This window comes from Pseudomonas sp. Irchel 3H7 (genome assembly GCF_900187605.1).
Classification (GTDB): domain Bacteria; phylum Pseudomonadota; class Gammaproteobacteria; order Pseudomonadales; family Pseudomonadaceae; genus Aquipseudomonas.
Genome location: NZ_FYEA01000007.1, coordinates 269,787 through 292,261, shown reverse-complemented (window position 1 = coordinate 292,261; position 22,475 = coordinate 269,787). Strand labels below are relative to the sequence as shown.

Sequence of the window (22,475 nt, the reverse complement as noted above, 5' to 3'; positions counted from 1 at the left end):
CACACGTCCCTGTTTACGGCTGCGACTGCGGTTGAACCGCGGCTGGATCAAGCGGCTGATAAGGTTGCAGAACGGTGTCGCGCTGCTCGCCCAAGACCCAGGCGAAGCCCGAATACATCACCACCAGACAGACCAAAGTGAACAACACCACCATCCACGCCGGCACGATGCGCACCAGGTTGCGACGCTGATCGTTCAAGCCTTCCCAGTGTGGCGACAACTCGCGCGGCACGTCGCCACGCAACTGACGGATCTGCCGATACAGAGCATCGCGAATGCCTTCAAGTTCGAGCATGCCGCGTGCCTGGACGCGGTACTTGCCCTCGAAACCGAGGGACAGGCACAGGTACATCAGTTCGAGCATCGGCAGGTGCTTGACCGGGTTTTTCGACAGTCGATCGAGCAACTGGAAGAACTTCTCGCCACCGAAGGTTTCGTTGTGGAAGCTGCTCAGCAGGCTCATTTGCGACCATTCGCTTTCGTTGCCCCACGGCGTGGTCACGACAGCTTCGTCGACCACGGTGCAGAGCACATAACGCGCGGCCATCACCTGGCTGCTTTCGGCGCCGTTGTGCAGGGCGCGTACTTCAAACAATTTCAGCCCGGCAGTCAGACGCTCGTTGAGTGCGTACAAGTCTTCGCGGGTTTCGCTGTGCTTGAGGCGCACCACTTCCGAAAGCAGCTCGGACGAAGCAGCGACCAGCGAATTGAGGCTGATGTTGAACGCTTCTGCCGGGCGCAAGCGCGCGGCGTAGATCATGCGTTCTTCCAGTTGCTCGAAACGCGGCGGCGCGGCGAAGTCGGTCAGCGGACTCGATGCCGGTCCGTGGCCTTGACGATCGAGCAGGACAGTTTTGTCGTCCTGGTTGTAATCCGTTTCCTTGATCATGTCGGTCAGTTCCTGATGGCCCAGAATTTCAGTTCAAGCTCGGCGAATTCGCCGGACACATGGAACGCGAAACCGCCGGAGCGCTCGAGTTGTGCCAGGTCTTCGGAACTGAGTTCGAGGATGAAATAGGTTTTGTTCGAGTGGAACGCGATCTGCCGTGGGGCCACCGGCAACGGTTTGACCTTGATCCCCGGCAAGTGCAGGTTGACCAGTTGGCGGATACGTTCCACCGGGCCGACCTTGAGGTGCGCCGGCAAGCGGTGGCGCAGTTCTTCGGAGTCGCAGTTGGCACTGGCTGCCAGCACGAACGACGCCGAGCCAAGCAGTTTGTGGTCGTGCAACGGCGAGACGATGATGCCGTACTGACGCGCTTGCAGGATCAGTTCGATGGCGTGCTGTTCGAGCACCATCGACAGCACCTGACGAATCGCTTCCATCAGTTTGCGGAAGCTCCCGCCCTGATCGGCGTGGGAGTAGCGGCTGTCCAGGCGCGGGCGTTTGCTCTCGCCGGAAAAGGTCGCCAGATCGCCGAGCATGGTCAGCAGCGTGCGGTACAACTCTTCCGGGTGCACTTGCTCCAGGCCGAGGTAGTGGCGCAGCAGCAGTTCGGTGCGGTTGATCAGTTGCAGCATCATGAAGTCGCCAACTTCGGCACCGCCGACCTTGCCGTTGGAGCGAATCCGCTCGGCAATCGTGTCGCCACGGTGGTTGAGCATGCTGATGACTTCTTTCAGGCACGACAGCAGATAGCTGGAGGCGTGGGCCTGAATGTAGGTCGGCACGAAATCCGGGTCGAGGCTGATCACGCCGTCCGGCGTGGTGTCGAGCACGTCGCAGATCTTCAGCTTGACGTAGGCCTGATCGCTCTGCTGCTCGCCGAGCAACAGTTTGAAGTCCGGGCGACCGCAGCTGACCTGGCTGGCGGAATCGTCGCCGGCGTTGGAGTCGGCCACTTCGGCGTCGTACGCGGTGTAACGCGCGAGCACGTCGGATTGCTCCGGGCGGCGCGACTCGATGTGGTTACCGGTGACCAGCGGCAGCGCCAGGTAGATCGGCGTGTTGCCGGTGTTCGGCGGTACGTCCAGCGCCAGCGGCTCGGTGTTGCCACCGAGTTCGAACAGGCTGCCGTCCGGCAGAATCCCCGAGGCTTCACTGATCACCAGTTTGCCCATGTTGAGGAACTGCAAGTCGATCTCCAGATTGAGGAAACCCCAGGTGTAGCCACCCAGCAATTGGGTGCGGGTTTTCATCTGGTGATCGTAATAACGATCGTTGTGCTGGAAGTGCTGCGGACGCAGCAGCATGCCTTCCTGCCAAATGACTTTATGGGTATTCATGATCAGTCATCCGCCTTGGCGAGCACTTGATTGGTGTTGCGGATGCCGGTCTGGTCCAGAGTCAGATCGACTTCAGTGACCTCCAGCGGAGTGATCTGAACGGTGTGGCGCCATTGGGTGTCCGGCAAGTCGCGGTAAGCGGCGAGAACGCCAACATAAAGGCTGCCCTCTTCCACCTTGAGCTTCATCTCCACGGTTTCACCCGGGCGCAGCTCAAGCTCTTCGCTGGCCACCAGATCCGGATTGAGGGATTCCTTGGCGCGTTCGTAAAGGCTGAAGAAGTCAGCGTTCTCGAAGGTCACCGGGTGCTTGAGTTCGAACAGGCGCACGACGATCGGCGACGGCCGACCGTTGAGGTCCGGGTTGAGCTGATCGCTGCCGGTCAGCTTCAGGTTAATCTTGGTCACTTTCGAGTACGGCGACAGCGACGAGCAACCGGCGAGCAGCACCAGCACGGTGAGCGCAGTCAGCGTCTTGAAAAAAGCGGTCGAGCGGCGAGACATGCGCATCATCCTTGGTGGTCGGTGTGGAGGGTGGAGATCAGGCGGATCTGTTCTTCGTAGGCCTGGGCGAAGTCGCGGGCCAGCAGACGCTCGCTCCAGTCATCGTCCTGACGCAGCGCCTGGTGATAACGGCCGAACGCTCTCCAGCGCCCGCCCGAGGTTGCGATCAACGGCTTGTTGTCGCGCTCGAAACGCAGGGTCAGTTGCTCTGGCGAGAAGTGCTCCAGCGTGCCGCGCACGGCGGCGCGACTGGCGGTCAGCAGTGCCACTTGATGCGCCTGCAGGTCGCGGAACGCGCGGGAAATGGCTTGCTCGGCCGGCAGATGGCCGGGCTTGCTTGGCTGCAACAGAATCTGCAGGGCTTCGCTCGGATCGACGGCGAATTTCAGCGGGTTCTTGTTGGTGCCTTGCACGGTGGTCTGGGCCAGACGCAGCTCGTTTTTCAGCTCCGAGCGAGTGCGCAGGCTCTGCTGCAAACCGCCGATGCTTTGGCGCAACAAGCGGGCAGCATTCAGCGCCAGGGCTTCGCGTTCGTCGTGGCTGAGGCCTTTGACGTCGACGCCCAGCGCCGCACCGAAGTGCTCCCAGAAACCTTCGCTTTGACGCTCAACGGCTTTCGGCGCCGGAGCGGGTTCAGGTTCGGCGGGCGCGGCAATCAGCTCCGGCACCATCAGGCTTTCCATGTCGATACGTGCGTAGTCGGCACGCTGACGGGAGTCTTCAGGCTTGGTGTTCGGCGCCAGCAGTTCGTCGATTTCCGAGTACACACGCTCTTGCTGCTCGAGAGCATTGAGCGGGTCGAGATCGAGGAACGCGTCGTCGGGAATGATGCTGCCAGCGGCGCGTGGACGGCCGACTTCACCGTCGAAGGTCGCCGGGTCGCGCACCAGTCGCGCGCGAATTTCGAAGTCACCCAGCACGTAGGTGCTGCCGTGCTCGATGCGCACCGGTTCGCCTTTGTGCAGACGCGCGCCGCTCTCGCCGTCCTGGACACCGTTGCTGCTGGTGTCGGTGAGGAAGAACGTGCCTTCGCGGTAGCTGACAATCGCGTGGTGATTGGACAGGTGACGCTTGCGGTCAGGGATGATCCAGTCGCAGTCCTCGCCCCGCCCGATCACGCCGCCGGCCTGTTTAAAGGTCTTCTGGCACAACTCGGTGGGCACGAACTGCTTGGTGTTCAGCATTTCGAAAACCAATTCCATGTTTGATGCTCCTTGCGGTCACTTGCCGCGATTGACCGCTTGCGGATCACCCAACGGGCGATAGTCGTTGTCGTTGAATTTGTAATTGCCGCTACAGCCGCCCAGGCCGCATAGAACGACGAGGGTCAGCAGGACAGCTTGCCAGTGACGAACAGACATCAGAGGGTCTCCAGGGGTAGACAAAGCACAAAGCGCCGACCCTTGCGGGCGGCGCTGAAATTGGTTTTTGCGAGGATTTCGATGACTTTTTGCCTACCCATCGAAATCTCCCAGATTGATGTTCAGACGGCCGAGCCGATACAGCAGCGTGCGCCTCGGAAGGCCGAGCTCGCGGGCGGCGAGGGTCTGGTTGCCGTCGTTCTTGCGCAGGCAGTCGAGCAATAACGTGCGTTCGACCTGCTCCAGACGTTCGCGCAAATTCAGGTGGCTGTTGTCTTCCGGCATTGCCTCCATGCGCAGGGAGAAATGCTCGGCGAGCAACTCGCCGCCCTCGCACAACAGCACCGCACGCTCGACCAAGGCCTTGAGTTCACGCACGTTGCCGGGGAAGTTGTAGCCGGACAGGTGTTCCAGCGCCGCGCTCGACCAGCGCACCGGATCGCGCTGCAAATACGTGCAGGTCTTCTCGGCGAAGTGCTGGGCCAGTTCGAGGATGTCGCCTTCGCGCTGACGCAGCGCCGGCAACTCGATCGGGAATTGCGCGAGGCGGTAGTACAAGTCCTCGCGGAATTTGCCTTCGCTGACCAGCGTCGACAGATCGCGGTGGGTCGCAGCGATGATGCGTACGTCGATCTTGTGGGTGTCGTTGGAACCCAGCGGACGAATCTCGCCTTCCTGCAACACGCGCAAGATCTTCGCTTGCAACGACAGCGGCATGTCGCCGATCTCGTCGAGCAGCAGCGTGCCGCCATTGGCCGCATCGAACAGACCAGCGCGGTCGCGGTCGGCACCAGTGAAGGCGCCTTTGCGATAGCCGAACAACTCGCTTTCCAGAAGATTTTCCGGAACCGCCGCGCAGTTCTGCACGATAAACGCCTGCGACCGACGCGGGCCGCAATCGTGAATCGCCCGGGCGACAACTTCCTTGCCGGTGCCGGTTTCGCCGCGCAACAACACGGTGTACGGACTGTGCAGGACTTTGCTGATCAGCGAATGGGTCTGGCGCATCGCCGCGCTTTTGCCGATCAAGCCATAGCCACTGATGCTCGGCACGCTGCGCGCTACCGTGGCCGACTCCGCCAGTGGCTGGCGCAGGCGTTGCAGCAAATGCAACTGGCCGAGCACGAACGAGCCGAGCTGGCCAAGGGAATCAGCGAAGCCTTGCAGGTGGGTACGACGACGGCTGGCGCACAGCAGCAAACCTTCAACAGCTTTGTGCTGATTGACCAGCGGCACGCACAACAGCGACTGCCACGGCGAGGTCGCCGCCGGCAGAAAACTGGTTTCGTGCAGGCTGCCGCTCAAGTCGTCGAGGCACACCACGCGGTTCTGGCACAGGGCGAATTGCAGCAGTTGCTCACCGTTGTAATCCGCCGGCAGGCTCGCCGCTTCACGCGGTTGCAAAGCACCGTCGAGGCATTCGGCGTTCATCCCCAGGCACGTGTGGGTGGCGTCGAGCAGATACAGCTGCGTTAATTCGCAACCGCTCAACTCGGCCAGACCGCGCACGAAGTCACCCAGCAACGCAGCACCGTCCGCCGCCCGCGACAGACTGGCGAACTGCGCCAGCAACGCTTCGGCATAGACCAGTGGCTGCGGCACCTGAGTGAACATCACGCCCACCTCAGGCGAACTCGCACGTCACGCTGGCTTCACCGTCGAGCGTGGCATGCACACGCTTGAGGCTTTCACCGGTGGCCATGGCGTCGAGCAGACGATCCGCCACCAGTGGCAGCACATGCTGATCGAGCAGATGGTCGATCAGGCGCGCGCCGCTGTCGCTTTGCGTGCAACGCTCGGACAGGTGATCGACGAGGTTCTGGCACCAGCTGAAATCCAGCTGACGACGGTTGAGGCGCTCGCCGAGACGACCGAGTTTGATCTCGATCAGCTCGCGCAATACTGGGCCGCCGACCGGGTAGTACGGCACCACTTTCATCCGCGCCAGCAGCGCTGGTTTGAAGTGTTTGCTGAGTACCGGGCGAATGGTTTCTTCGAGCACTTCGGCCGTCGGGCGTGCGCCGTTTTCGCAAAGGTCGCTGATCTTGTCGCTACCGAGGTTCGAGGTCATCAGGATCAACGTATTGCGGAAGTCGATCTCGCGACCTTCGCCGTCGTTGGCCACGCCTTTGTCGAAGATTTGGTAGAACAGGTTGAGCACGTCCGGGTCAGCCTTTTCGACTTCATCGAGCAACACCACCGAGTACGGTTTCTGGCGTACGGCTTCGGTGAGCATGCCGCCCTCGCCGTAACCGACGTAGCCCGGTGGCGCGCCGATCAGACGGGAGACGGTGTGCTTCTCCTGGAATTCGGACATGTTGATAGTGGTGATGAAACGATCGCCGCCGTACAGCAAGTCAGCGAGGGCCAGGGCGGTTTCGGTTTTACCGACGCCGCTCGGGCCGACCAGCAGGAACACGCCGACCGGCGCGTCAGGTTTGTTCAGGCCGGCAGCGGTGGCGCGCATCGAGCGGTCCAGTGCGTGCACGGCTTGTTCCTGACCACGGATGCGCGTGCGCAGGTCGGTGGCGAAACTGGCGACCTTGGCGTTGTGCTCGCGGGCCAGTTGCGCCAATGGCACGCCGGTCCAGGCGCTGATCACTTCGGCAACCAGACGCGGGCACACTTCGAAGCTGACCAGACGCTCTTTGACTTGAGCGGCGGTCAAGGCGCTGTGGGTTTCGTTGAGTTGGGCTTCCAGCGTTTCGACGCTTTGGCCTTCTTCGACTTCGGCAGCGACGGTTTCGATCACGGTGCCTTCGGCGTCTTCTTCAACGGTGACGGTCGGCTCGACAGCGGCGGCTTCACGAGCCTTGGCCAGTTGCTGACGCAATTCCAACAGGCGCTCGGCCAGTTGCTTTTGTTCAGTCCACAGGGTTTCCAGCGCGACCATTTCGTCTTCGGCTTCGTCGAGACGCGCTTCCAGTGCATCCAGCGCTTCGTGGTCGATCAGCAGACCGGCTTCGGCATCGCGGCGCAGGGCCTGACGCTGACGGCCACCTTCAGCCAGTTCGCCACGCAGGCGCTCAAGGCTTTCCGGGGCAGCGGCGAGGCTGATGCGTACGCGGGCGCAAGCGGTGTCGAGCACATCGACAGCTTTGTCCGGCAGCTGCCGACCGGCCAGATAACGTGCGGACAATTCAGCCGCCGAAACCACCGCGTCATCGCGCAGGTAAATGCCGTGGCTCTTCTCGTAAACCTGGGCCAGACCACGAAGGATGGTCACCGCTTCACTGACGGTCGGTTCGTGCAGTTGCACCGGTTGGAAGCGACGGGCCAGCGCCGGGTCTTTCTCGAAGTATTTCTTGTACTCGGCCCAGGTGGTCGCAGCGATGGTGCGCAGTTCGCCACGGGCGAGTGCCGGCTTCAGCAGGTTGGCCGCGTCGGAACCGCCAGCATTGCCGCCGGCGCCGATCAGGGTGTGAGCTTCGTCGATGAACAGAATGATCGGTTTCGGCGAAGCTTTGACTTCGTCGATCACGCCTTTGAGGCGACGTTCGAATTCACCTTTGACGCTGGCGCCGGCCTGCAACAGGCCCATATCCAGCGACAGCAGTTCAACGCCTTTGAGCACTTGCGGCACTTCACCGGCGGCGATGCGCGACGCTAGGCCTTCGACGATGGCGGTCTTGCCGACACCGGCCTCACCGACGACGATCGGGTTGTTTTTGCGGCGACGGGCGAGGATGTCGACCATCTGCCGAATCGCGCCGTCACGACACAGCACCGGGTCGAGTTTGCCGTCGCGGGCCTGTTGGGTCAGGTTGTGGGTGAAGCGCTGCAACAGCGATTCTCCCTGCGCGGCCGGTTTGCCATTGGCTGCCGGTTGCTCCTGTTGCGACAGGGCAAATTCCTTCAGGCGATCGATGTTCAGCTTGGCGAGCAGCGGCTGATAGCGGCTGCCGGCGTAGCGCATCGGGTTGCGCAGCAGCGCAAGGATCAGCGCCGCGTCTTCGACCTGGGTCTGGCCCAGTTCGAGGTTGGCCACCAGCAGCGCATCTTGCAGCCACTGCACCAGTTCCGGGGCGAACACCGGATTGCGCGAAGCGCTGTGTTCGACGCGCGATTGCAGCGCGGCGCTGAGTTCACCGGCGTCGACGTCGGCATCCTGCAGTGCGCGCGACAGCAAGCCGTTCGGACGCTCGAGCAGGCCGAGCATCAAATCTTCGACGAGGATCTTGCTACCGCCACGGGCCACGCAACGCTCGGCGGAACGTTCCAGATCACGACGGGTTTCGGCGTCCAGCGCCTGGATGAGTTGTTGCAGGTCTACGTTGATCATGGCTCACGTCCTTAATGAATTTTGCTGCCCAGGGTCACCACGCCGTCCGCTTTTTCGCGGCCCAGCCAACTGGTCCAACCGAGGCGACAGGCGTTCTGCTCACCGATGCGCAGTTCGCGGATTTCTTCCTGGCGCAACACCAGGCGGATGTCGTAATCGAGCGGGTCACGCAAAGTGAACCGCACCAGCGCGCAGAGCGGCTGGTAACCGAAACCGATCGGCAGGAATTCATGGAATCGCTGCCAGTCGAGTTCGGTGATGTGAATGCGGAATTTGCCGCTGCGGTCGCGCACGTGTTCGCCGAGCACGAGGTCTTCACCGAGCAGGCTGTTGGCGCGGCCCAAACGATTGCGCTGCTCTTCGAGAATTTCCACGCGGCGCTCGATGCACTGCTCGATGACCAGATCTTCGTGCTTGAAGTAGTAACGCAGCACGGCTTCGATCAACGCCGCCGAGTGCGCCCGCAAGCTGAGCAGACCGAGGTACGGCAGCAGGCGTTTCCAGTTGAGCTCCTTGGCCTTGCGGATCTCGTCGCCGCCCAGACCGATCAGGGCGAACAACTGCGACGAGAACGGGTCGATCGCGCCGCTCTGGAAGCTCGCGCGATAGCGGTACTTGCGCCAGATCGGCAGCATCAGCCGTTGCAGGCGATGGTGGAACAGGTCGAGGAAATTGCGTGTCGGGTTGCCGTCTTCGCTGTCACCCAGGGCTTGTTCGCCGTAGAACGCCGGCAGCGGCGAGCCCGAGCCGACCAGGCCGATCAGGTTGAAACGCATGCGCGCGCGCATCTGCCCGTGTTCTTCGAAAAACTCGACGCGATCGACGTCGCTGCGCGGAAAACCCAGGCTCGGGTTGGCCTGGAACTCGACGTGGTCGTACAGATCGTCTTCGCTCAGGTGCGGGTGTGCCTCGCGCAGCCGGTCGATCACCAGCAGCACGGCCTGAAACAGCGAGTACTCGCGTATTACCTTGGTCAGCCCGCTTAAAGCAGGGGCTGCAGGCCCATACGTGGTGTCCATTGGTACACCTCTCCCTGTGTGCTTTTTACGCGCAGCTCATGGAATGAATTGAGACTGGCGTAAAGCGCGAAAAACTCGTTAAGAACCGAAGCGAAAACGAACAGGTCGCCTTCGCCGATGTACCCTTCCGGGTCGATGGTCAGTTCGGTGCGCAGACCGCGCACCGGCAACCCACGGTGCAAGCGGTCGACGTGGTGATGCTTGATGTGCTTGAGGCCGCCGAGCAGACGTTTGCTGACCTTCTCCGCGTGCTGGTCGTAGTAGCGCGGCAAGTCGTAGGTTTCGAGAATCACCTTCAACGCATTGACGTCGGCCAGCGACAGATAGTTAAGCGACATGTTGCTGATCAGCTTCCACAGGAAGTCACGGTTCAGCGGTGGCGCGAAGCTCGACGTGGCCGGGGTAATGTTGCGGAAACTCAAGAACTCCGGCGTCTCTTCGCAGGCCATGCAAATATCGCCGAGCTTGAGCTTGCGCGGCAGGTTCTGGTTGGTGCAGATCAGCTCGATCGACAGGGTTTCGTGGGCTTCGGTATGGCGAATACCGAAGCTCAGGTAGGTGTCGAGGCCATCGTGCAACAGCGAAGAACGCTGGCGAATGCTGTAGTGCGGACGGCTGTTGGGCACGTCGAAACTCGGGTCGTGCTCGAAGGATTCGAACGGCACATATTCCTGATAACCAAGGCCGCCGGGCTTCCAGCCGGTCACGGTTTCCACCGAAAACACACCGCAGTTTTCCAGATCGTATTCCGCTGGCAGCAACAGGTACTCGTCCTGCTTACCGTCGAGGCGGATCGGCAGTGCGTCGTGGGCGAACAGGTTGGCAATCGGCGTGCAGAACAGCTTCACGTTATCCAGGGTCGGACGCATGCGCATGATGCCGCTCTTGCGGATATCGAAGCGCAATTCCAGCCCGCGCATCTGCTTGAGCGTGTCTTCCGGCAGTGCGTTGATGATGTCCAGACCGTTGACGTCGACGAACAGGAATTTGTCCTGGAAGGCGAAGTATTCCTGCAGGTAGCGATAGCCGCGGAAGGTGTTCAGCGGATACGGAATCAACGCTTCTTCTTCGGCAAAGCCCACCGGTTTGACCCGATCACCGGGAATCTTGAACGCCATCGGCTTGCCGCTGACGCCATCGATCGGCTTGCCAGCGCCGTCGAGCGGGATCAGCTCGATACCTTCAAGGTTGCGCAGCAGGCTCAGGTAGAGCATCTGGCTGATGTAGCGCTCGCCGGCAAAGTGCAGACGCAGTTTGCTCAGTTCCAGCTCACCAAGGTGGCCGTCGGCGCTCATTTCCAGACGCAGGCTGAGCAGCGAGCCGTCGCCCTTCACCGAGTAATTCAACGCGGCCAGATCCAGCGGCAGCACGTCAGTCGGGTAGCAAGTACGGAAGCGGCAACGCACGTCTTCGATCGGCTTGCTTTCGATCGGCGTATCGCGCTCGACGCGCAATGCCGGCCCGGAACGCTTGAGCGGATCGAACTGCAAAATGCTGAACGCCGGCAGCGGACGCATGTAGTTCGGCCACAGCAATTGCATCAACGAATGGCTGAGCTCCGGCAGCTCGTCATCGAGCTTCTGGCGCAGCCGCCCGGTCAGAAACGCAAAGCCTTCGAGCAACCGCTCCACATCCGGATCCCGCCCGGCCTGGCCCAGATACGGCGCCAACGCCGGACTACGCTCGGCGAAACGGCGACCGAGTTGGCGCAGTGCGGTGAGTTCGCTTTGGTAGTAGTGGTTAAAGGACACGGGTTACCTGCCTGGTAGTGGAACGCATCAAAAAAATATCCTGTAGAGCGCGACCGTCACGCCGGCACAGACATAACCGCCAATCAGCAGGAACGGCACAATCGAGATCCAGCCGTACGCCATGTAGGCATCACTAAGCTGACCGACGACCAGACTGAGCAGGCCATACAGCATCCATGGCACGGCGTAGAACGGGATGAACTTCACCGGCGCCCACCAAACCATCCGCAGTGCCTGTTGCTCGTTGCGGCTCTGCGCCGATCGGGACATCCACAGCGAAAAGCCCAGAAGCCCGGGAATTCCCCACCACAACAGGTACTGCCAATAAATCCCGGACGACTCGGGTGTTGAATACTCGCCACTCCACAGGTCATAGGAACTGATCGCCAACACCGCCAGCAATGGCCACCACAATGCAGCCATGAAGAAGCTGAGTTGCGCGCGACTGAGCATGAGCATCTCGCTTGATGAGTCGGTCATCGGCGAACCTCCACAGCGTGATCCATGCACCATGTGCGGACATCGCGCTTGTCGAAGCCTTCGCACCGATTGTCTTTTGCGATCACGCGATATGAATGTTCAGGGACGTACGCAAAAAAGTAATAGTTGTCCCTGTCCTCACCGTAGAGCCAGTAAGACGAAGAACCTTGATTGATTTCGTAAGGTTCGAATGTCCAGATGGACGACTGCGCAGGGATAAAATTTTCGCGGTCCATCAGCAACATAAAAGCGTTGGAAAGCGCGTGCGCAGCAAAATAGAGCATGCAAGCGAACGCTCCCACCACGAGTAGCAAGCGCTGCAGCCAAATCATTGCGAAGCGACCTGAGTCGGTCATGCGTCCGTCTCCTGCCCCGGGGTCGCTGGCACGTATTGATTCATCGCTGCGCAACTCCCTGTTTTTGCGGCGTGATCGCGACACCCGTATAGACATAGAGCTCTTCACCGCCGTAGCCACCAATTGCCGCAGCGCTGAGTGGATGGCTGTCCCTGGTGCCATATCGAACCCAGCCTTCAGTCCACATCCCACCATTTTCGTGACGAATTTCCACGTAATAGTCCGGCGCTTCGTGCTTGGTAATCTCGACGAATACCCCGCCATCCTCGGCGCCAACCCACAACGCGTTGGGATGCGCGAATAGCTTTGGTTCGGTCGAGCTTTCCATTCGCACCAGCAGCGTCAAGCCGACCAGAATCGCCAGCAAACCGACCGAGCTGAGAAAAGCGATGAGACATTGCCAGGCTCTGAGTTTCATCGAGCCAACCCGAACCAGTGCTTCATGGGCAGAAAGCCCCGGTATCGACCGTCCACGAACGGACAGCTTTTTCTTCAGTTTTTTTGATGCTCGCTACTGCCTTTCGCAAGGTCTGCGCGTCGATGGACTTAGTCGCGTTCTGGCTTTTGATCGACAGGCTGTACTGGTCGCTGATCTGACCCGATACGTCTTCACCGAATGACTGGTAGTTGCCGATGGAACTGCGCTGGTTCGGGTTTAACGTGAAACTGCGTGGCTGATCGTCATAGTTGGAGTCGTTTGCCAGCGTCAGTTCCAGCGGTACTCCACAAGTGTTCAGCAGGTAAACATCATTGCGATAGACCTGCTGCGCAGCGCATGCGGTCAGCGAAACGAAGCACGCGAAGAAGCTTACCCATCTCATCATCAAAATCGTTCTTGGCAGTTTCATGGACAAACCGATGCCTCGCTGATTGTCCACTCGCGCTGGTACACCTGCTGAGCAGCACAGCCATAAAGGGAAACGAACGGCAAGATGAGACCGGTCAACCTAGTCATCGAACTCGACCCTTGCCAGCCAAAGCAGGCTTTTGACGTCCTGTTCAGACGCCGCCATTCTCTTTTGCAGATCAGCGGAGGACTGCGTGTAACTGCTGAAGTAATGCATGACATCCACCTCGCCGGCGTTCGGCGTCGGGTGGTTGTCCTTAGGGTTTTGCATCAATGTCGATGTTTCTTTGTGAGTCCAGGAGTAACCGGGGATGATTCCCCCGCCGTACTCATTGAGAATCAAATGACCAAACTCATGAGCCGACGTTTCTTTGAACTCTTCTCTGGCAATGTCTCTAGCGAACTCTGGAGTTCGACGTCGTTGAACAACGTAGCTTTCATAGGCATAACCGGCGTTGTGATAAACCTTTCTTGCAATCGCAAGACTGGTGGAACGACCGAAGTCCGCCGACAGCGAATCAATCAGAGGGAAATTCCCGGCTTTGGGCTCGACGTTGATCTCGGTTTTGACCGTGACTTTGTAAAGGCCTTTGCTGGTCGTGATGCCCTCGGCGATACCGCCGCCGCGCGCGCCATTACGCGACCAGTACAACTCGATACCTTCCCTGGCCCAGCCAAGCAACGTGCTGAAAGGCGTGGGTATCAGTCCGGGTGTGGAACCACTGCTGCCGCCATCCGAAAAGCTCGGGCGTAACGTGACTTCAACGGTCTTGGCGTTGCGGTCAACACGCACATCGACCCATTTCACCTTTTTAGCCGAGCAATCAAGCTTCACTTCAGTCACTTGCTGTTTTCCCGCCCCGGTCGCAGTGAGGCGCACTTTCAGGTTCGGGCTTTTCAGGACTTTGGTATCGAGGACGCCGGCTGTGTCGTAGCCGTCCCATTGCCATGGATGCTTGCCTGGCGGGAAGAACGGCGCGGTATTGGCTTCGGCGTATACCAGCTTCTCGCCGTCCAGCACCTCCAACTTCACACTGTCAGCAGCGTCCATGCGGTTCTCGACGACGAAATCGACCAACTCACGGTTTTTCGATGTTCCTGATTTCAGCTCGTCGAAGTCTGGAATTTCCAGCGGCGTCAGTACCGAGTTGCCACCGGACTTTAAACCCAGTCGGTAATCCAGCGCCGCGATAACCGCTATGGCGGCAAGCCCCGAAAATGGCACTGGCGAATGCGAATTCCCGATGATCACCGTCCCGGAACCTGCCGTAACCTTGTTGCCGTGAGATCCAACGGAGCCGACCGTGGCGGCCGGTTTGCCATTGATCAAAACCGTGGTCGCCAGATCGCCGACCATCGCACCACCACACGCCGAGGCATCGCCTTGGCGGGCGGCCGCGAGGCCGTCGAAGAACACGTCACCGGAACCGGCGGCGATCGGGTTGGTGCCGTGGCCGGGGAGCGGGCAAGCGGTGGGGTCAGATACGCGTGCTGCGGGTTTGCCAGACATCGGGGATCTCCTTAGGTGACCTTGACTTGACCGCTGCCATCCAGGCGCGCGGAAAAACTGACCTGACGCTTGAACCCTTCAACTTCCAGCAGGCCTTCGATGCTGAAGGCGAGGCGAAGCTGATCGTGGTCACGCGGCAGGGAAATGACACGCACATTGCTCAGGCGCGGCTCGTAGGCTTCGATGAAGTTTTCGATGGCCAGACGGGCCTGACTCAGGGAGTCGTGCAGGCTCAGACGCATGTCATTGAGATCGGGCAACCCGTAGTCGGCCAGCGTTTGCACGCTGCCGGCCCGGGTGCTGAGCATTTTGGCCAGATGGGCAGCCACTGACGCCATGGCACAAGCCTCAAGGCTGTTGCCCTTGCGTAGTTGCGCGTCGCCGTTGAGGCGTTCGAACAGGCTGCCGTATCCGTCCATGAGTCGCTCTTACTCTTTGTCCAGCTTGCCAACCAGCGACAGGGTGAAATCGGCACCCATGTACTTGAAGTGCGGACGCACGTTCAAGCTCACGCGGTACCAGCCCGGCTCGCCTTCAACGTCGCTGACGATCACTTGCGCAGCGCGCAGCGGACGACGGCCACGCACTTCGGCGCTCGGGTTTTCCTGGTCGGCGACGTACTGACGGATCCACTTGTTCAGTTCCAGCTCGAGGTCGGTACGTTCTTTCCACGAACCGAGTTGCTCGCGCTGCAGCACTTTCAAGTAGTGAGCCAGGCGGTTGACGATCATCATGTACGGCAGTTGGGTGCCGAGCTTGTAGTTCAGCTCTGCCGCCTTGCCTTCTGCGCTGATGCCGAAGAACTTCGGCTTCTGCACCGAACTGGCGGAGAAGAACGCCGCGTTGTCGGAGCCTTTACGCATGGTCAGGGAGATGAAGCCTTCCTCGGCCAGTTCGTACTCACGACGGTCGGAAACCAGAACCTCGGTAGGGATCTTGGTTTCGATTTCGCCCATGCTTTCGAAATGGTGCAACGGCAGGTCTTCAACTGCGCCACCGCTCTGCGGGCCGATGATGTTCGGGCACCAGCGGAATTTGGCGAAGCTGTCGGTCAGCTTGGTGCCGAACGCGTAAGCAGTGTTGCCCCACAGGTAGTGCTCGTGGCTGTTGGCAACGGTTTCCTTGTACACGAACGATTTGACCGGGTTTTCTTCCGGATCGTACGGGTTACGCAGCAGGAAACGCGGCACGGTCAGGCCAACGTAGCGGGAGTCTTCCGAAGTACGGAAGCTCTGCCATTTGGCGAATTGCGGGCCTTCGAAGTGGTCTTTCAGATCTTTCAGATCCGGCAGGCCGGTGAAGCTTTCCAGACCGAAGAATTTCGGGCCGGCCGCAGCGATGAACGGCGCGTGCGACATGCACGAAACGCTCGCCACGTACTGCATCAGCTTGACGTCTGGCGAGCTTGGCGACATGTAGTAGTTGGCGATGATCGCGCCCACAGGCTGACCACCGAACTGGCCGTATTCAGCGGTGTAGATGTGCTTGTACAGGCCCGACTGCATGACTTCCGGCGAATCTTCGAAATCGTCCAGCAGGTCTTCTTTGGAGACGTTGAGGATTTCGATCTTGATGTTTTCGCGGAAGTTGGTGCGATCGACCAGCAACTGCAGACCACGCCACGACGATTCCAGCGCCTGGAAGTCCGGGTGGTGCAGGATTTCGTCCATCTGACGGCTGAGCTTGGCATCGATCTCGGCGATCATGCGGTCAACCATGGCCTTCTTGACCGGCTCACCGTTGTTCTGCGGCTTGAGCAGTTCTTCGATGAACGCCGACACACCGCGCTTGGCGATGTCGTAGGCTTCGTCGTCCGGAGTCAGACGGGTTTCGGCGATGATGCTGTCGAGAATGCTGTACTCGCCGTTGCCGGCGCTCTTCTCTTGTGCTGCGCTAGTGCTCATTGTGTTGGCTTCCTTGGCTGGAGTCTCAGGCGTCCGGGGCTGCGGCGTTCAGGCCCAGCTCACCGAGTACGCGACCGCGGGATTCGTCGTCGGCGAGCACGCCTTCGATCGCTTTACGGAACGCAGGTGCGTTACCCAGCGGGCCTTTGAGGGCCACCAGCGCATCGCGCAGTTCCATCAGTTTTTTCAGCTCAGGCACTTGCTCGACCAGGCTGGCCGGGTTGAAGTCCTTCATCGAATTGACGCGCAGTTGCACAGCCAGCTCGTCGGCCTCGCCATCTTCCTGCAGACGGTTCGGCACGCTCAGCGTCAGACCCAGTTCTTGCTTGGCCAACACTTCGTCGAAGGTCATCTTGTCGATGCTGATCGGCTTGCGATCTTCGATTTTGCGATCGTCCTTGCGGTGGGTGTAGTCACCGATTGCCAGCAGCTTCAGCGGCAGTTCAATCTCTTCCTGAGCACCGCCGGTGGCGGGTTTGAAGGTGACGTTGATGCGTTCCTTGGGGGCTACCGAGCCTTCTTTGGCCATGGCTTTTCTCCTTGCGGTTGTGGCCCTGGGGCCTATTCGAGTACCACTTCGAGGTCGAGGTGGCACAGCCTGCGATAAATCTCTTCCTTGCGTTCACGTACGGCATGGTTCTGCGGCAACAACTCGCAGCAGCTATGCAGTAGATGCAGCACTTCCAATGCAAGATCGGGCTCCCAGGCGTGCAGGCCTGAGTCCTGTAATGTCTGATCGAGGGTTTCCAGCTGGTTCTTGGCCAGTTCGTATTTCTTGGCCATGAAGCACAGGCGCGCGAGGGCGAACTGCCAGAAGAAGCGCTCGCGGCCACCGTGGGCCGATTGCAAACCCTGCTTGAGCGTCTGCACGGCAGGCTTCAGGCCTTCCTTGCGCAGCAGCGGCAGGACTTCTTCGAGGGCTTTTTCCCAGGCTGGCTGGGTTTCGACGTTTTCGCTTTCGACCTTGCGCGGCGCACTGGCGCTTTGCAGGTGCGGCATGACGTTGGCGGCGATCCACGCCCGGGTGGACGGATCGGCAAACGGCGCACCGTCATGGAAACGCAACTCGACAATCCCGGGCAGCCGTTGAACCAAAAGCGCGAAGTGGATTTCCACTTCGCGCATTGCCAACTCGGCGTTGAGGTTCTGGAGACATTCCCAGACCATCCTCTGGCCATCGAACCAGAACGGCGCCTTCGCCAGGCTCGCCTCCAGTTCCACCAGCAGGTCAGCGTATTTGCCCTGATCGAAACGGTCCTGATAGAGCTTGAGTTTTTCCAGCGGCAGACCGCGCAACACGGTGATCTGCTCGGCGTTGCGCTCCGGCACGGCGTCGATGGTCATCCACAGCAGTGTGCGATTGAGGCGCAGGGCGCGCAGGTCGGTGGCTTTCTGCTTGAGCCACCAGGCACACAATGGCCGGGCGCTTTCCTGTTGCGCGCGCAGGGCTTTGTGCGCATCTCGTTCGTTGTCGATCGGTGCGCCGGGAGTAAGCAACTGGCTCGCGGCCTGCTTGACCTGCGCCACCGCCGCGCCCACAACGCCGGGGGCCGGTTGGTTGTCGGCCGCGCGCTGGATCATGGTTTTCAGGCGACGGGAGATCGGCAGCAACAGCGGCGAGTCATCGCCCAGATGCTCAGCACACGCCGCTTCAAGGCCGGACAGGTGCTCGGAGAGCTGCCGGAACATCGGCAACTGCTCTTTGATCGCAATGTTTTCGGTAATGACCTGCTCGAGGCGCGGCACCAGCCAGCCGATGGCGGCGGCACGGGTACGGGGTTTGAGCGGGTGAACGTCGGCCCAGTTGTTTTCCGACAGATGGTGCAGCAGACCGAGGCCGGCCAGCAGACCGGGGAAGGATTCGCGCTGGTACAGCGACCAGGTCAGCCAGGCGCCGACACGCAAATCCTTGGATTGGGTACGCAGCAGATTTTCGCTGTTTTCGCGAATTTTCAGCCAGTCGATCTGCCCGCTTTCGTGCATCGACGAGGCTTTGGCCAGCTCACTTTCCAGGGCCTCGAATTCGCTCGAAAAACGAACGTCTTCGCCCGCGAAATTCTCTTTGGAAACAGAGACTTTTGCGAGTTCGAGGTAATGGGCGGAAAGTTTGCTTGAGTAGGACATCCATGGCCTTTATTAAGGATTACAGTCAGGCGCCTATTGGAGTTACCGCGGCGCGGGACAGTATCGAAGAGCGGTGACGCGACTCATCCAATTGAGATGTGCTCTTTCAAGTGGGCGCATCGTAATCACTATGATGGCCACTAGCAAGCATCTGATTAAACAACAAGACGAACTGTTCTTTGTTTGTTGTAGGAGGTTTCCCTATATTCAGTCAGGGAATCCCCGATGCTCTGCTTATATTCGCATACCCTTACAAAACACCGGGAAAGCTTGATTTAGAGCGATCGTTCCAACTGCCGTCGATCACCGGAAGCCGGGGCTGGCGAGAGTGGCGCGGAGCATGACGGGTTTTGAAAAATTCGGATGTAGGATGATTCCGAAAGACTTCGGTGTTGTTTCAACAAATCACCGCGAGACAACCAACAACTCAGAAAGTGCCATCAATATGATGGCTTTTATATATAGAGTATTGATTTAACTGTGAGGCTGATCGATAGCCAACAAATGCAATCAGTTACTCGGCCTTTATTAAGGCTGCAGGCCAGAATAAATCGGCAGGCATAAAAAATGGGCACCCGACCGCAATCGGTGTGCCCATTTTTCTACACGGTTCTCCCCGTTATTCGAGGAGCTCGCCGCAATTAAGGATTGACGCTGTCTTTCAACGATTTACCTGGCTTGAACGCAACGGTGTTGCTGGCCTTGATCTTCACCGGCTCACCGGTCTGCGGGTTTTTGCCGGTACGGGCGCCGCGGTGGCGTTGCAGGAAGGTGCCGAAGCCTACCAGCGTGACGCTGTCCTTGCGGTGCAGAGCGCCGGTGATTTCTTCGAGAACGGCGTTGAGTACGCGGTTGGCCTGTTCTTTGGTCAGATCTGCTTTTTCAGCGATTGCAGCGGCGAGTTCTGGTTTACGCATTAGTGAAGCCCCTTTGACGGTTTTTTGTTGTTATGTCCGTGCTGTTCTCGTTGGAACAGCGCCCAAGGCGCCGCAGGCTCTACTCTGCGGCAGACGGGAGTGAGAATGGCACGCGGATACCGGCGGCGCCAGTCTCCCCGCGACCTTTGTAGGGGCAAAAGCGGGGTGATTCCGACAGAACGACCGGTATTTACGCCAGCAGGGCTGGAAGCTGTTTGTTCAGGGCAAGTTTTTCCATCACCGCGGCGCCGGTTAGCGCGTAGCCGAGCAATTGGCCGTCGGCGCTGTGGCACAGGGCTTTGATGTCGGCGCCCTGCCCTTCGACAGTCCAGACGCCTTCGCTGCCCCGTGGCGGCGGCGATACGACCAGCGGACACACCGGGGTTTTCACGGTGATCGGCATCGGGCCGTAGCTCACGGCGGTCGGGTTTCCGGCGAGGGTTTGTGCCAGTGCTCGCGCACAACTCATCAGGGGCATCACGTACAGCAGATTCAGCCCGTCGACCTCAGCGCAGTCGCCCAAGGCGTAAATATTGGCGTGGGAGGTTTTCAGATGGCGATCCACTACGACACCGCGATTGACCTGTACGCCAGCGGCCGCCGCCAGATCGATGCGCGGACGCAGGCCAATGGCCGAGACCACCACGTCGCAAGGAATGACCTGGCCGTCGGACAGATGCGCTTCCAGGCCGTCGGCGACTTTCTGCAATCGGGTCAGTACCGGGCCGAGATGAAATTTCGCACCGAGGCTTTCCAGCCCGGCCTGCACGGCTGCCGCTGCGGCCGGGTGCAACAACATCGGCATGACCTGTTCGCACGGCGCCACCAGTTGCACTTCGTAGCCACCGAGAATCAGGTCGTTGGCGAATTCGCAGCCAATCAGGCCGGCGCCGAGCAACAGCACCCGGCGCTTGCCGGCCGCCGCTGCGCGAAAGCGCGCGTAGTCTTCGAGATCATTGATCGGGAACACCAGATCGGCGCCATCGCCCTCGACCGGTACGCGCACGGTTTCTGCGCCCCAGGCGAGGATCAGGTCACGGTAATAAACCGCTTCTTCGCCGATCCACAGGCGTTTATGGCCGGCGTCGATGCCGCTGATGCGCGTATGAGTGCGCACTTCGGCTTTCAACTGCTCAGCCATGGCACCCGGTTCAGCCATGCTCAGGCCATCGGCGTCTTTGTTCTTGCCGAAACCGGTGGAGAGCATCGGCTTGGAGTAAGAGCGCCCGTCATCGGCGGTGATCAGCAGCAGCGGGGTTTCGCTGTCGAGCTTGCGAAACTCGCGGGCCAGGTTATAGCCCGCCAGCCCAGTGCCAACGATGACGACAGGTGCGCTCATGCCTTACTCCTTTGTTTTGCTTAGTTGATTTCGATCATTTCGAAGTCCAGCTTGCCGACGCCGCAGTCGGGGCACAGCCAGTCTTCCGGCACGTCCTGCCACAGAGTGCCCGGCGCAATGCCGTCATCCGGCCAACCCTCGGCTTCGTTGTAGATCAGGCCGCAGACCACACATTGCCACTTTTTCATTCAAGTACTTCCTCAGGGTTCAGGCTTATTGCCGGCGCGGACGGTCGATGGGTGTTGCGCTGCCATCCGGCTCAGGGCGTTTTGTACTGATGGAGCCGGGCAGATGCAAGCCTGTTCGGCGCAACGGCGACCCGGATCAATCAATATCGGCGGCCACCATGTTAAGCTCGCCGCCTCATTTGCGGCCAATAATGACTCATTGTGCAACATTCAAATGCCTGCCCGGCCCCGCTCTGGCTGACTCAAAGCCGACTGACGCCCCTCCCCGATTCGTTGACCCTTGACTGGCTGTTCGACGAAGGCTCCCTCACCCGCCGACTGACCCGGCTGTCCAATGACGGCTTCAGCGTCACGCCACTGTTTGAAGGCTGGGACACCTTGCGTGCCGATGAATGCGCCGCACTGGATCTGGCCGAGGGCAGCGAAGGCTGGGTGCGCGAGGTGTATTTGCGCGGTCACGGCGAGGCCTGGGTGTTTGCCCGCAGCGTCGCTTCGCGCGCCGCCTTACAGGGTGACGGCTTGCACATGGACGAACTGGGCAGCCGCTCGCTGGGCGAATTGCTGTTTTGCGATCAGGCCTTCCAGCGCCGCGCCATCGAAGTCTGCCACTACCCTGAACAATGGCTGCCGCCAGCCGCCAAAGCGCCAGAATTGTGGGGCCGGCGTTCGCGCTTCGACCGTGGCGCGCTGAGCGTACTGGTTGCGGAAATATTCCTGCCGAGTCTGTGGAGCGCCGCCCGCGCCCATCCGGAGAACTGCTGATGTATCAGAGCCTGCTCAAGTCCCTGAACCGCTTGAACCCGCGCGCCTGGGATTTCATTCAGTTGACGCGGATGGACAAGCCGATCGGCATTTACCTGCTGCTGTGGCCGACCCTGTGGGCGCTGTGGATTGCCGGTAAAGGCTCGCCGTCGCTGGCCAATATCGTGATTTTCGTCCTCGGCGTGGTGCTGACCCGCGCCGGCGGCTGCGTGATCAACGACTGGGCCGATCGCAAGGTCGACGGCCACGTCAAACGCACCGCGCAACGACCGCTGGCCAGCGGCAAGATCAGTTCGAAAGAGGCGCTGGTGTTCTTCGCGCTGCTGATGGGCGTGAGTTTCCTGCTGGTGCTGTGCACCAATGCGCCGACCATCTGGCTGTCGCTGGGCGGTCTGGCACTGGCGTTCACTTATCCGTTCATGAAGCGCTACACCTATTACCCGCAAGTGGTACTGGGCGCGGCGTTTTCGTGGGGGATGCCGATGGCGTTTACTGCCGAGACCGGTGAGTTGCCGGCGGCAGCGTGGCTGCTGTGGATCGCCAATCTGCTGTGGACGGTGGGTTACGACACCTATTACGCGATGACCGATCGCGATGACGATTTGAAGATTGGCGTGAAATCCACGGCAATTCTGTTTGGCGAGGCGGACCGGGTGATCATCCTGAGCCTGCAGGCGTTGTCGCTGGGCTGCCTGCTGCTGGCGGGGTCGAAGTTCGAGTTGGGGATCTGGTTCCATCTCGGCTTGCTGGTGGCTGCCGGGTGTTATGCGTGGGAATTCTGGTACACCCGCGATCGTGACCGCATGCGCTGCTTCAAGGCGTTTTTGCACAATCATTGGGCCGGGTTGGCGATTTTCGTCGGGATTGTGCTGGATTACGCGTTGCGCTAAACGCAAATCAATGTAG

The 22,475-nt window shown here is 60.1% G+C and carries 22 protein-coding genes and 1 pseudogene; 2 read left to right on the top strand and 21 right to left on the bottom strand.

What is annotated here, in order from left to right; translation table 11 throughout:
• Positions 1-13: 13 nt before the first annotated feature.
• The 21 genes and pseudogenes from icmH to CKW38_RS15565 all read right to left on the bottom strand — a co-directional run bounded on the left by icmH (position 14) and on the right by CKW38_RS15565 (position 20,807).
• Positions 14-889, bottom strand: coding sequence for a type IVB secretion system protein IcmH/DotU (gene icmH, locus CKW38_RS15665; protein WP_007920301.1), 876 nt, complete (start codon positions 887-889; stop codon positions 14-16).
• A gap of 5 nt (positions 890-894) precedes the next feature.
• Positions 895-2,226 (bottom strand): type VI secretion system baseplate subunit TssK, encoded by a 1,332-nt coding sequence (gene tssK, locus CKW38_RS15660; RefSeq protein ID WP_007920300.1) that lies wholly within the window; start codon positions 2,224-2,226, stop codon positions 895-897.
• Positions 2,227-2,228: 2 nt separating this feature from the next.
• Complete coding sequence (gene tssJ / locus CKW38_RS15655; protein WP_007920299.1) at positions 2,229-2,729, bottom strand: type VI secretion system lipoprotein TssJ; 501 nt, start codon at positions 2,727-2,729, stop codon at positions 2,229-2,231.
• Positions 2,730-2,734: 5 nt separating this feature from the next.
• Positions 2,735-3,931: a type VI secretion system-associated FHA domain protein TagH gene (tagH, locus tag CKW38_RS15650; protein ID WP_064116459.1), complete on the bottom strand. Its 1,197-nt coding sequence runs from the start codon at positions 3,929-3,931 to the stop codon at positions 2,735-2,737.
• 18 nt (positions 3,932-3,949) lie between these two features.
• Entirely contained in the window at positions 3,950-4,090 is a 141-nt protein-coding gene (locus tag CKW38_RS15645) for a hypothetical protein (RefSeq protein ID WP_007920296.1), read from the bottom strand.
• Positions 4,091-4,183: 93 nt separating this feature from the next.
• Positions 4,184-5,704 carry a sigma-54-dependent Fis family transcriptional regulator gene (locus tag CKW38_RS15640; RefSeq protein ID WP_095113199.1) on the bottom strand — a complete coding sequence of 507 codons (1,521 nt, stop codon included), beginning with the start codon at positions 5,702-5,704 and terminating at the stop codon, positions 4,184-4,186.
• Positions 5,705-5,714: 10 nt separating this feature from the next.
• Positions 5,715-8,372 carry a type VI secretion system ATPase TssH gene (tssH, locus tag CKW38_RS15635; protein WP_095113198.1) on the bottom strand — a complete coding sequence of 886 codons (2,658 nt, stop codon included), beginning with the start codon at positions 8,370-8,372 and terminating at the stop codon, positions 5,715-5,717.
• A gap of 11 nt (positions 8,373-8,383) precedes the next feature.
• Positions 8,384-9,391 (bottom strand): type VI secretion system baseplate subunit TssG, encoded by a 1,008-nt coding sequence (gene tssG, locus CKW38_RS15630; protein WP_007920288.1) that lies wholly within the window; start codon positions 9,389-9,391, stop codon positions 8,384-8,386.
• A complete protein-coding gene (tssF, locus tag CKW38_RS15625) occupies positions 9,355-11,142 on the bottom strand; it encodes a type VI secretion system baseplate subunit TssF (RefSeq protein WP_007920286.1) in 1,788 nt (595 codons plus the stop codon). Before tssF ends, tssG begins: the two co-directional genes overlap by 37 nt.
• 27 nt (positions 11,143-11,169) lie before the next feature.
• Positions 11,170-11,622, bottom strand: coding sequence for a hypothetical protein (locus tag CKW38_RS15620; protein ID WP_007920284.1), 453 nt, complete (start codon positions 11,620-11,622; stop codon positions 11,170-11,172).
• Positions 11,619-11,978 carry a hypothetical protein gene (locus CKW38_RS15615; protein WP_095113197.1) on the bottom strand — a complete coding sequence of 120 codons (360 nt, stop codon included), beginning with the start codon at positions 11,976-11,978 and terminating at the stop codon, positions 11,619-11,621. Before CKW38_RS15615 ends, CKW38_RS15620 begins: the two co-directional genes overlap by 4 nt.
• A gap of 40 nt (positions 11,979-12,018) precedes the next feature.
• A complete protein-coding gene (locus CKW38_RS15610) occupies positions 12,019-12,396 on the bottom strand; it encodes a hypothetical protein (RefSeq protein ID WP_007920280.1) in 378 nt (125 codons plus the stop codon).
• A gap of 22 nt (positions 12,397-12,418) precedes the next feature.
• On the bottom strand, positions 12,419-12,826 hold the full coding sequence (locus CKW38_RS15605) for a hypothetical protein (RefSeq protein ID WP_176472337.1): 408 nt from the start codon (positions 12,824-12,826) through the stop codon (positions 12,419-12,421).
• A 1,215-nt stretch (positions 12,827-14,041) separates the two neighbouring features.
• Positions 14,042-14,335, bottom strand: a pseudogene (locus CKW38_RS30670) (PAAR domain-containing protein); the annotation flags it as partial.
• Positions 14,336-14,346: 11 nt separating this feature from the next.
• A complete protein-coding gene (tssE, locus tag CKW38_RS15595; RefSeq protein WP_007920274.1) occupies positions 14,347-14,754 on the bottom strand; it encodes a type VI secretion system baseplate subunit TssE in 408 nt (135 codons plus the stop codon).
• A 9-nt stretch (positions 14,755-14,763) separates the two neighbouring features.
• Positions 14,764-16,239, bottom strand: a complete 1,476-nt coding sequence (tssC, locus tag CKW38_RS15590) for a type VI secretion system contractile sheath large subunit (RefSeq protein WP_007920272.1) — start codon at positions 16,237-16,239, stop codon at positions 14,764-14,766.
• A 25-nt stretch (positions 16,240-16,264) separates the two neighbouring features.
• Positions 16,265-16,768 (bottom strand): type VI secretion system contractile sheath small subunit, encoded by a 504-nt coding sequence (tssB, locus tag CKW38_RS15585; RefSeq protein ID WP_003229587.1) that lies wholly within the window; start codon positions 16,766-16,768, stop codon positions 16,265-16,267.
• A 32-nt stretch (positions 16,769-16,800) separates the two neighbouring features.
• Positions 16,801-18,363 (bottom strand): type VI secretion system protein TssA, encoded by a 1,563-nt coding sequence (tssA, locus tag CKW38_RS15580; RefSeq protein ID WP_007920270.1) that lies wholly within the window; start codon positions 18,361-18,363, stop codon positions 16,801-16,803.
• A 641-nt stretch (positions 18,364-19,004) separates the two neighbouring features.
• Positions 19,005-19,280 carry an HU family DNA-binding protein gene (locus CKW38_RS15575; RefSeq protein ID WP_003213368.1) on the bottom strand — a complete coding sequence of 92 codons (276 nt, stop codon included), beginning with the start codon at positions 19,278-19,280 and terminating at the stop codon, positions 19,005-19,007.
• 190 nt (positions 19,281-19,470) lie between these two features.
• On the bottom strand, positions 19,471-20,619 hold the full coding sequence (locus CKW38_RS15570) for an NAD(P)/FAD-dependent oxidoreductase (RefSeq protein WP_095113195.1): 1,149 nt from the start codon (positions 20,617-20,619) through the stop codon (positions 19,471-19,473).
• A 20-nt stretch (positions 20,620-20,639) separates the two neighbouring features.
• Positions 20,640-20,807: a rubredoxin gene (locus tag CKW38_RS15565; protein WP_007920267.1), complete on the bottom strand. Its 168-nt coding sequence runs from the start codon at positions 20,805-20,807 to the stop codon at positions 20,640-20,642.
• A gap of 201 nt (positions 20,808-21,008) precedes the next feature.
• On the opposite strand from CKW38_RS15565, the gene CKW38_RS15560 reads away from it, so the two are divergent.
• Together CKW38_RS15560 and ubiA are read left to right on the top strand one after the other, a co-directional pair.
• Positions 21,009-21,569: a chorismate lyase gene (locus CKW38_RS15560; RefSeq protein WP_007920265.1), complete on the top strand. Its 561-nt coding sequence runs from the start codon at positions 21,009-21,011 to the stop codon at positions 21,567-21,569.
• Complete coding sequence (gene ubiA, locus CKW38_RS15555; protein ID WP_007920263.1) at positions 21,569-22,459, top strand: 4-hydroxybenzoate octaprenyltransferase; 891 nt, start codon at positions 21,569-21,571, stop codon at positions 22,457-22,459. Before CKW38_RS15560 ends, ubiA begins: the two co-directional genes overlap by 1 nt.
• Positions 22,460-22,475 lie beyond the last annotated feature (16 nt).

Bases quoted from the DNA above. Each gene is read 5' to 3' on its own strand.
- tssB (WP_003229587.1), bottom strand. From the start codon at position 16,768: ATGGCCAAAGAAGGCTCGGTAGCCCCCAAGGAACGCATCAACGTCACC.
- CKW38_RS15575 (WP_003213368.1), bottom strand. From the start codon at position 19,280: ATGCGTAAACCAGAACTCGCCGCTGCAATCGCTGAAAAAGCAGATCTG.
- CKW38_RS15610 (WP_007920280.1), bottom strand. From the start codon at position 12,396: ATGAAACTCAGAGCCTGGCAATGTCTCATCGCTTTTCTCAGCTCGGTC.
- tssE (WP_007920274.1), bottom strand. From the start codon at position 14,754: ATGGACGGATACGGCAGCCTGTTCGAACGCCTCAACGGCGACGCGCAA.
- CKW38_RS15570 (WP_095113195.1), bottom strand. From the start codon at position 20,619: ATGAGCGCACCTGTCGTCATCGTTGGCACTGGGCTGGCGGGCTATAAC.
- CKW38_RS15620 (WP_007920284.1), bottom strand. From the start codon at position 11,622: ATGACCGACTCATCAAGCGAGATGCTCATGCTCAGTCGCGCGCAACTC.
- tssG (WP_007920288.1), bottom strand. From the start codon at position 9,391: ATGGACACCACGTATGGGCCTGCAGCCCCTGCTTTAAGCGGGCTGACC.
- CKW38_RS15615 (WP_095113197.1), bottom strand. From the start codon at position 11,978: ATGACCGACTCAGGTCGCTTCGCAATGATTTGGCTGCAGCGCTTGCTA.
- tssA (WP_007920270.1), bottom strand. From the start codon at position 18,363: ATGTCCTACTCAAGCAAACTTTCCGCCCATTACCTCGAACTCGCAAAA.
- tssJ (WP_007920299.1), bottom strand. From the start codon at position 2,729: ATGTCTCGCCGCTCGACCGCTTTTTTCAAGACGCTGACTGCGCTCACC.
- tssC (WP_007920272.1), bottom strand. From the start codon at position 16,239: ATGAGCACTAGCGCAGCACAAGAGAAGAGCGCCGGCAACGGCGAGTAC.
- tagH (WP_064116459.1), bottom strand. From the start codon at position 3,931: ATGGAATTGGTTTTCGAAATGCTGAACACCAAGCAGTTCGTGCCCACC.
- icmH (WP_007920301.1), bottom strand. From the start codon at position 889: ATGATCAAGGAAACGGATTACAACCAGGACGACAAAACTGTCCTGCTC.
- CKW38_RS15565 (WP_007920267.1), bottom strand. From the start codon at position 20,807: ATGAAAAAGTGGCAATGTGTGGTCTGCGGCCTGATCTACAACGAAGCC.
- tssH (WP_095113198.1), bottom strand. From the start codon at position 8,372: ATGATCAACGTAGACCTGCAACAACTCATCCAGGCGCTGGACGCCGAA.
- tssK (WP_007920300.1), bottom strand. From the start codon at position 2,226: ATGAATACCCATAAAGTCATTTGGCAGGAAGGCATGCTGCTGCGTCCG.
- CKW38_RS15645 (WP_007920296.1), bottom strand. From the start codon at position 4,090: ATGTCTGTTCGTCACTGGCAAGCTGTCCTGCTGACCCTCGTCGTTCTA.
- CKW38_RS15605 (WP_176472337.1), bottom strand. From the start codon at position 12,826: ATGAAACTGCCAAGAACGATTTTGATGATGAGATGGGTAAGCTTCTTC.
- CKW38_RS15640 (WP_095113199.1), bottom strand. From the start codon at position 5,704: ATGTTCACTCAGGTGCCGCAGCCACTGGTCTATGCCGAAGCGTTGCTG.
- ubiA (WP_007920263.1), top strand. From the start codon at position 21,569: ATGTATCAGAGCCTGCTCAAGTCCCTGAACCGCTTGAACCCGCGCGCC.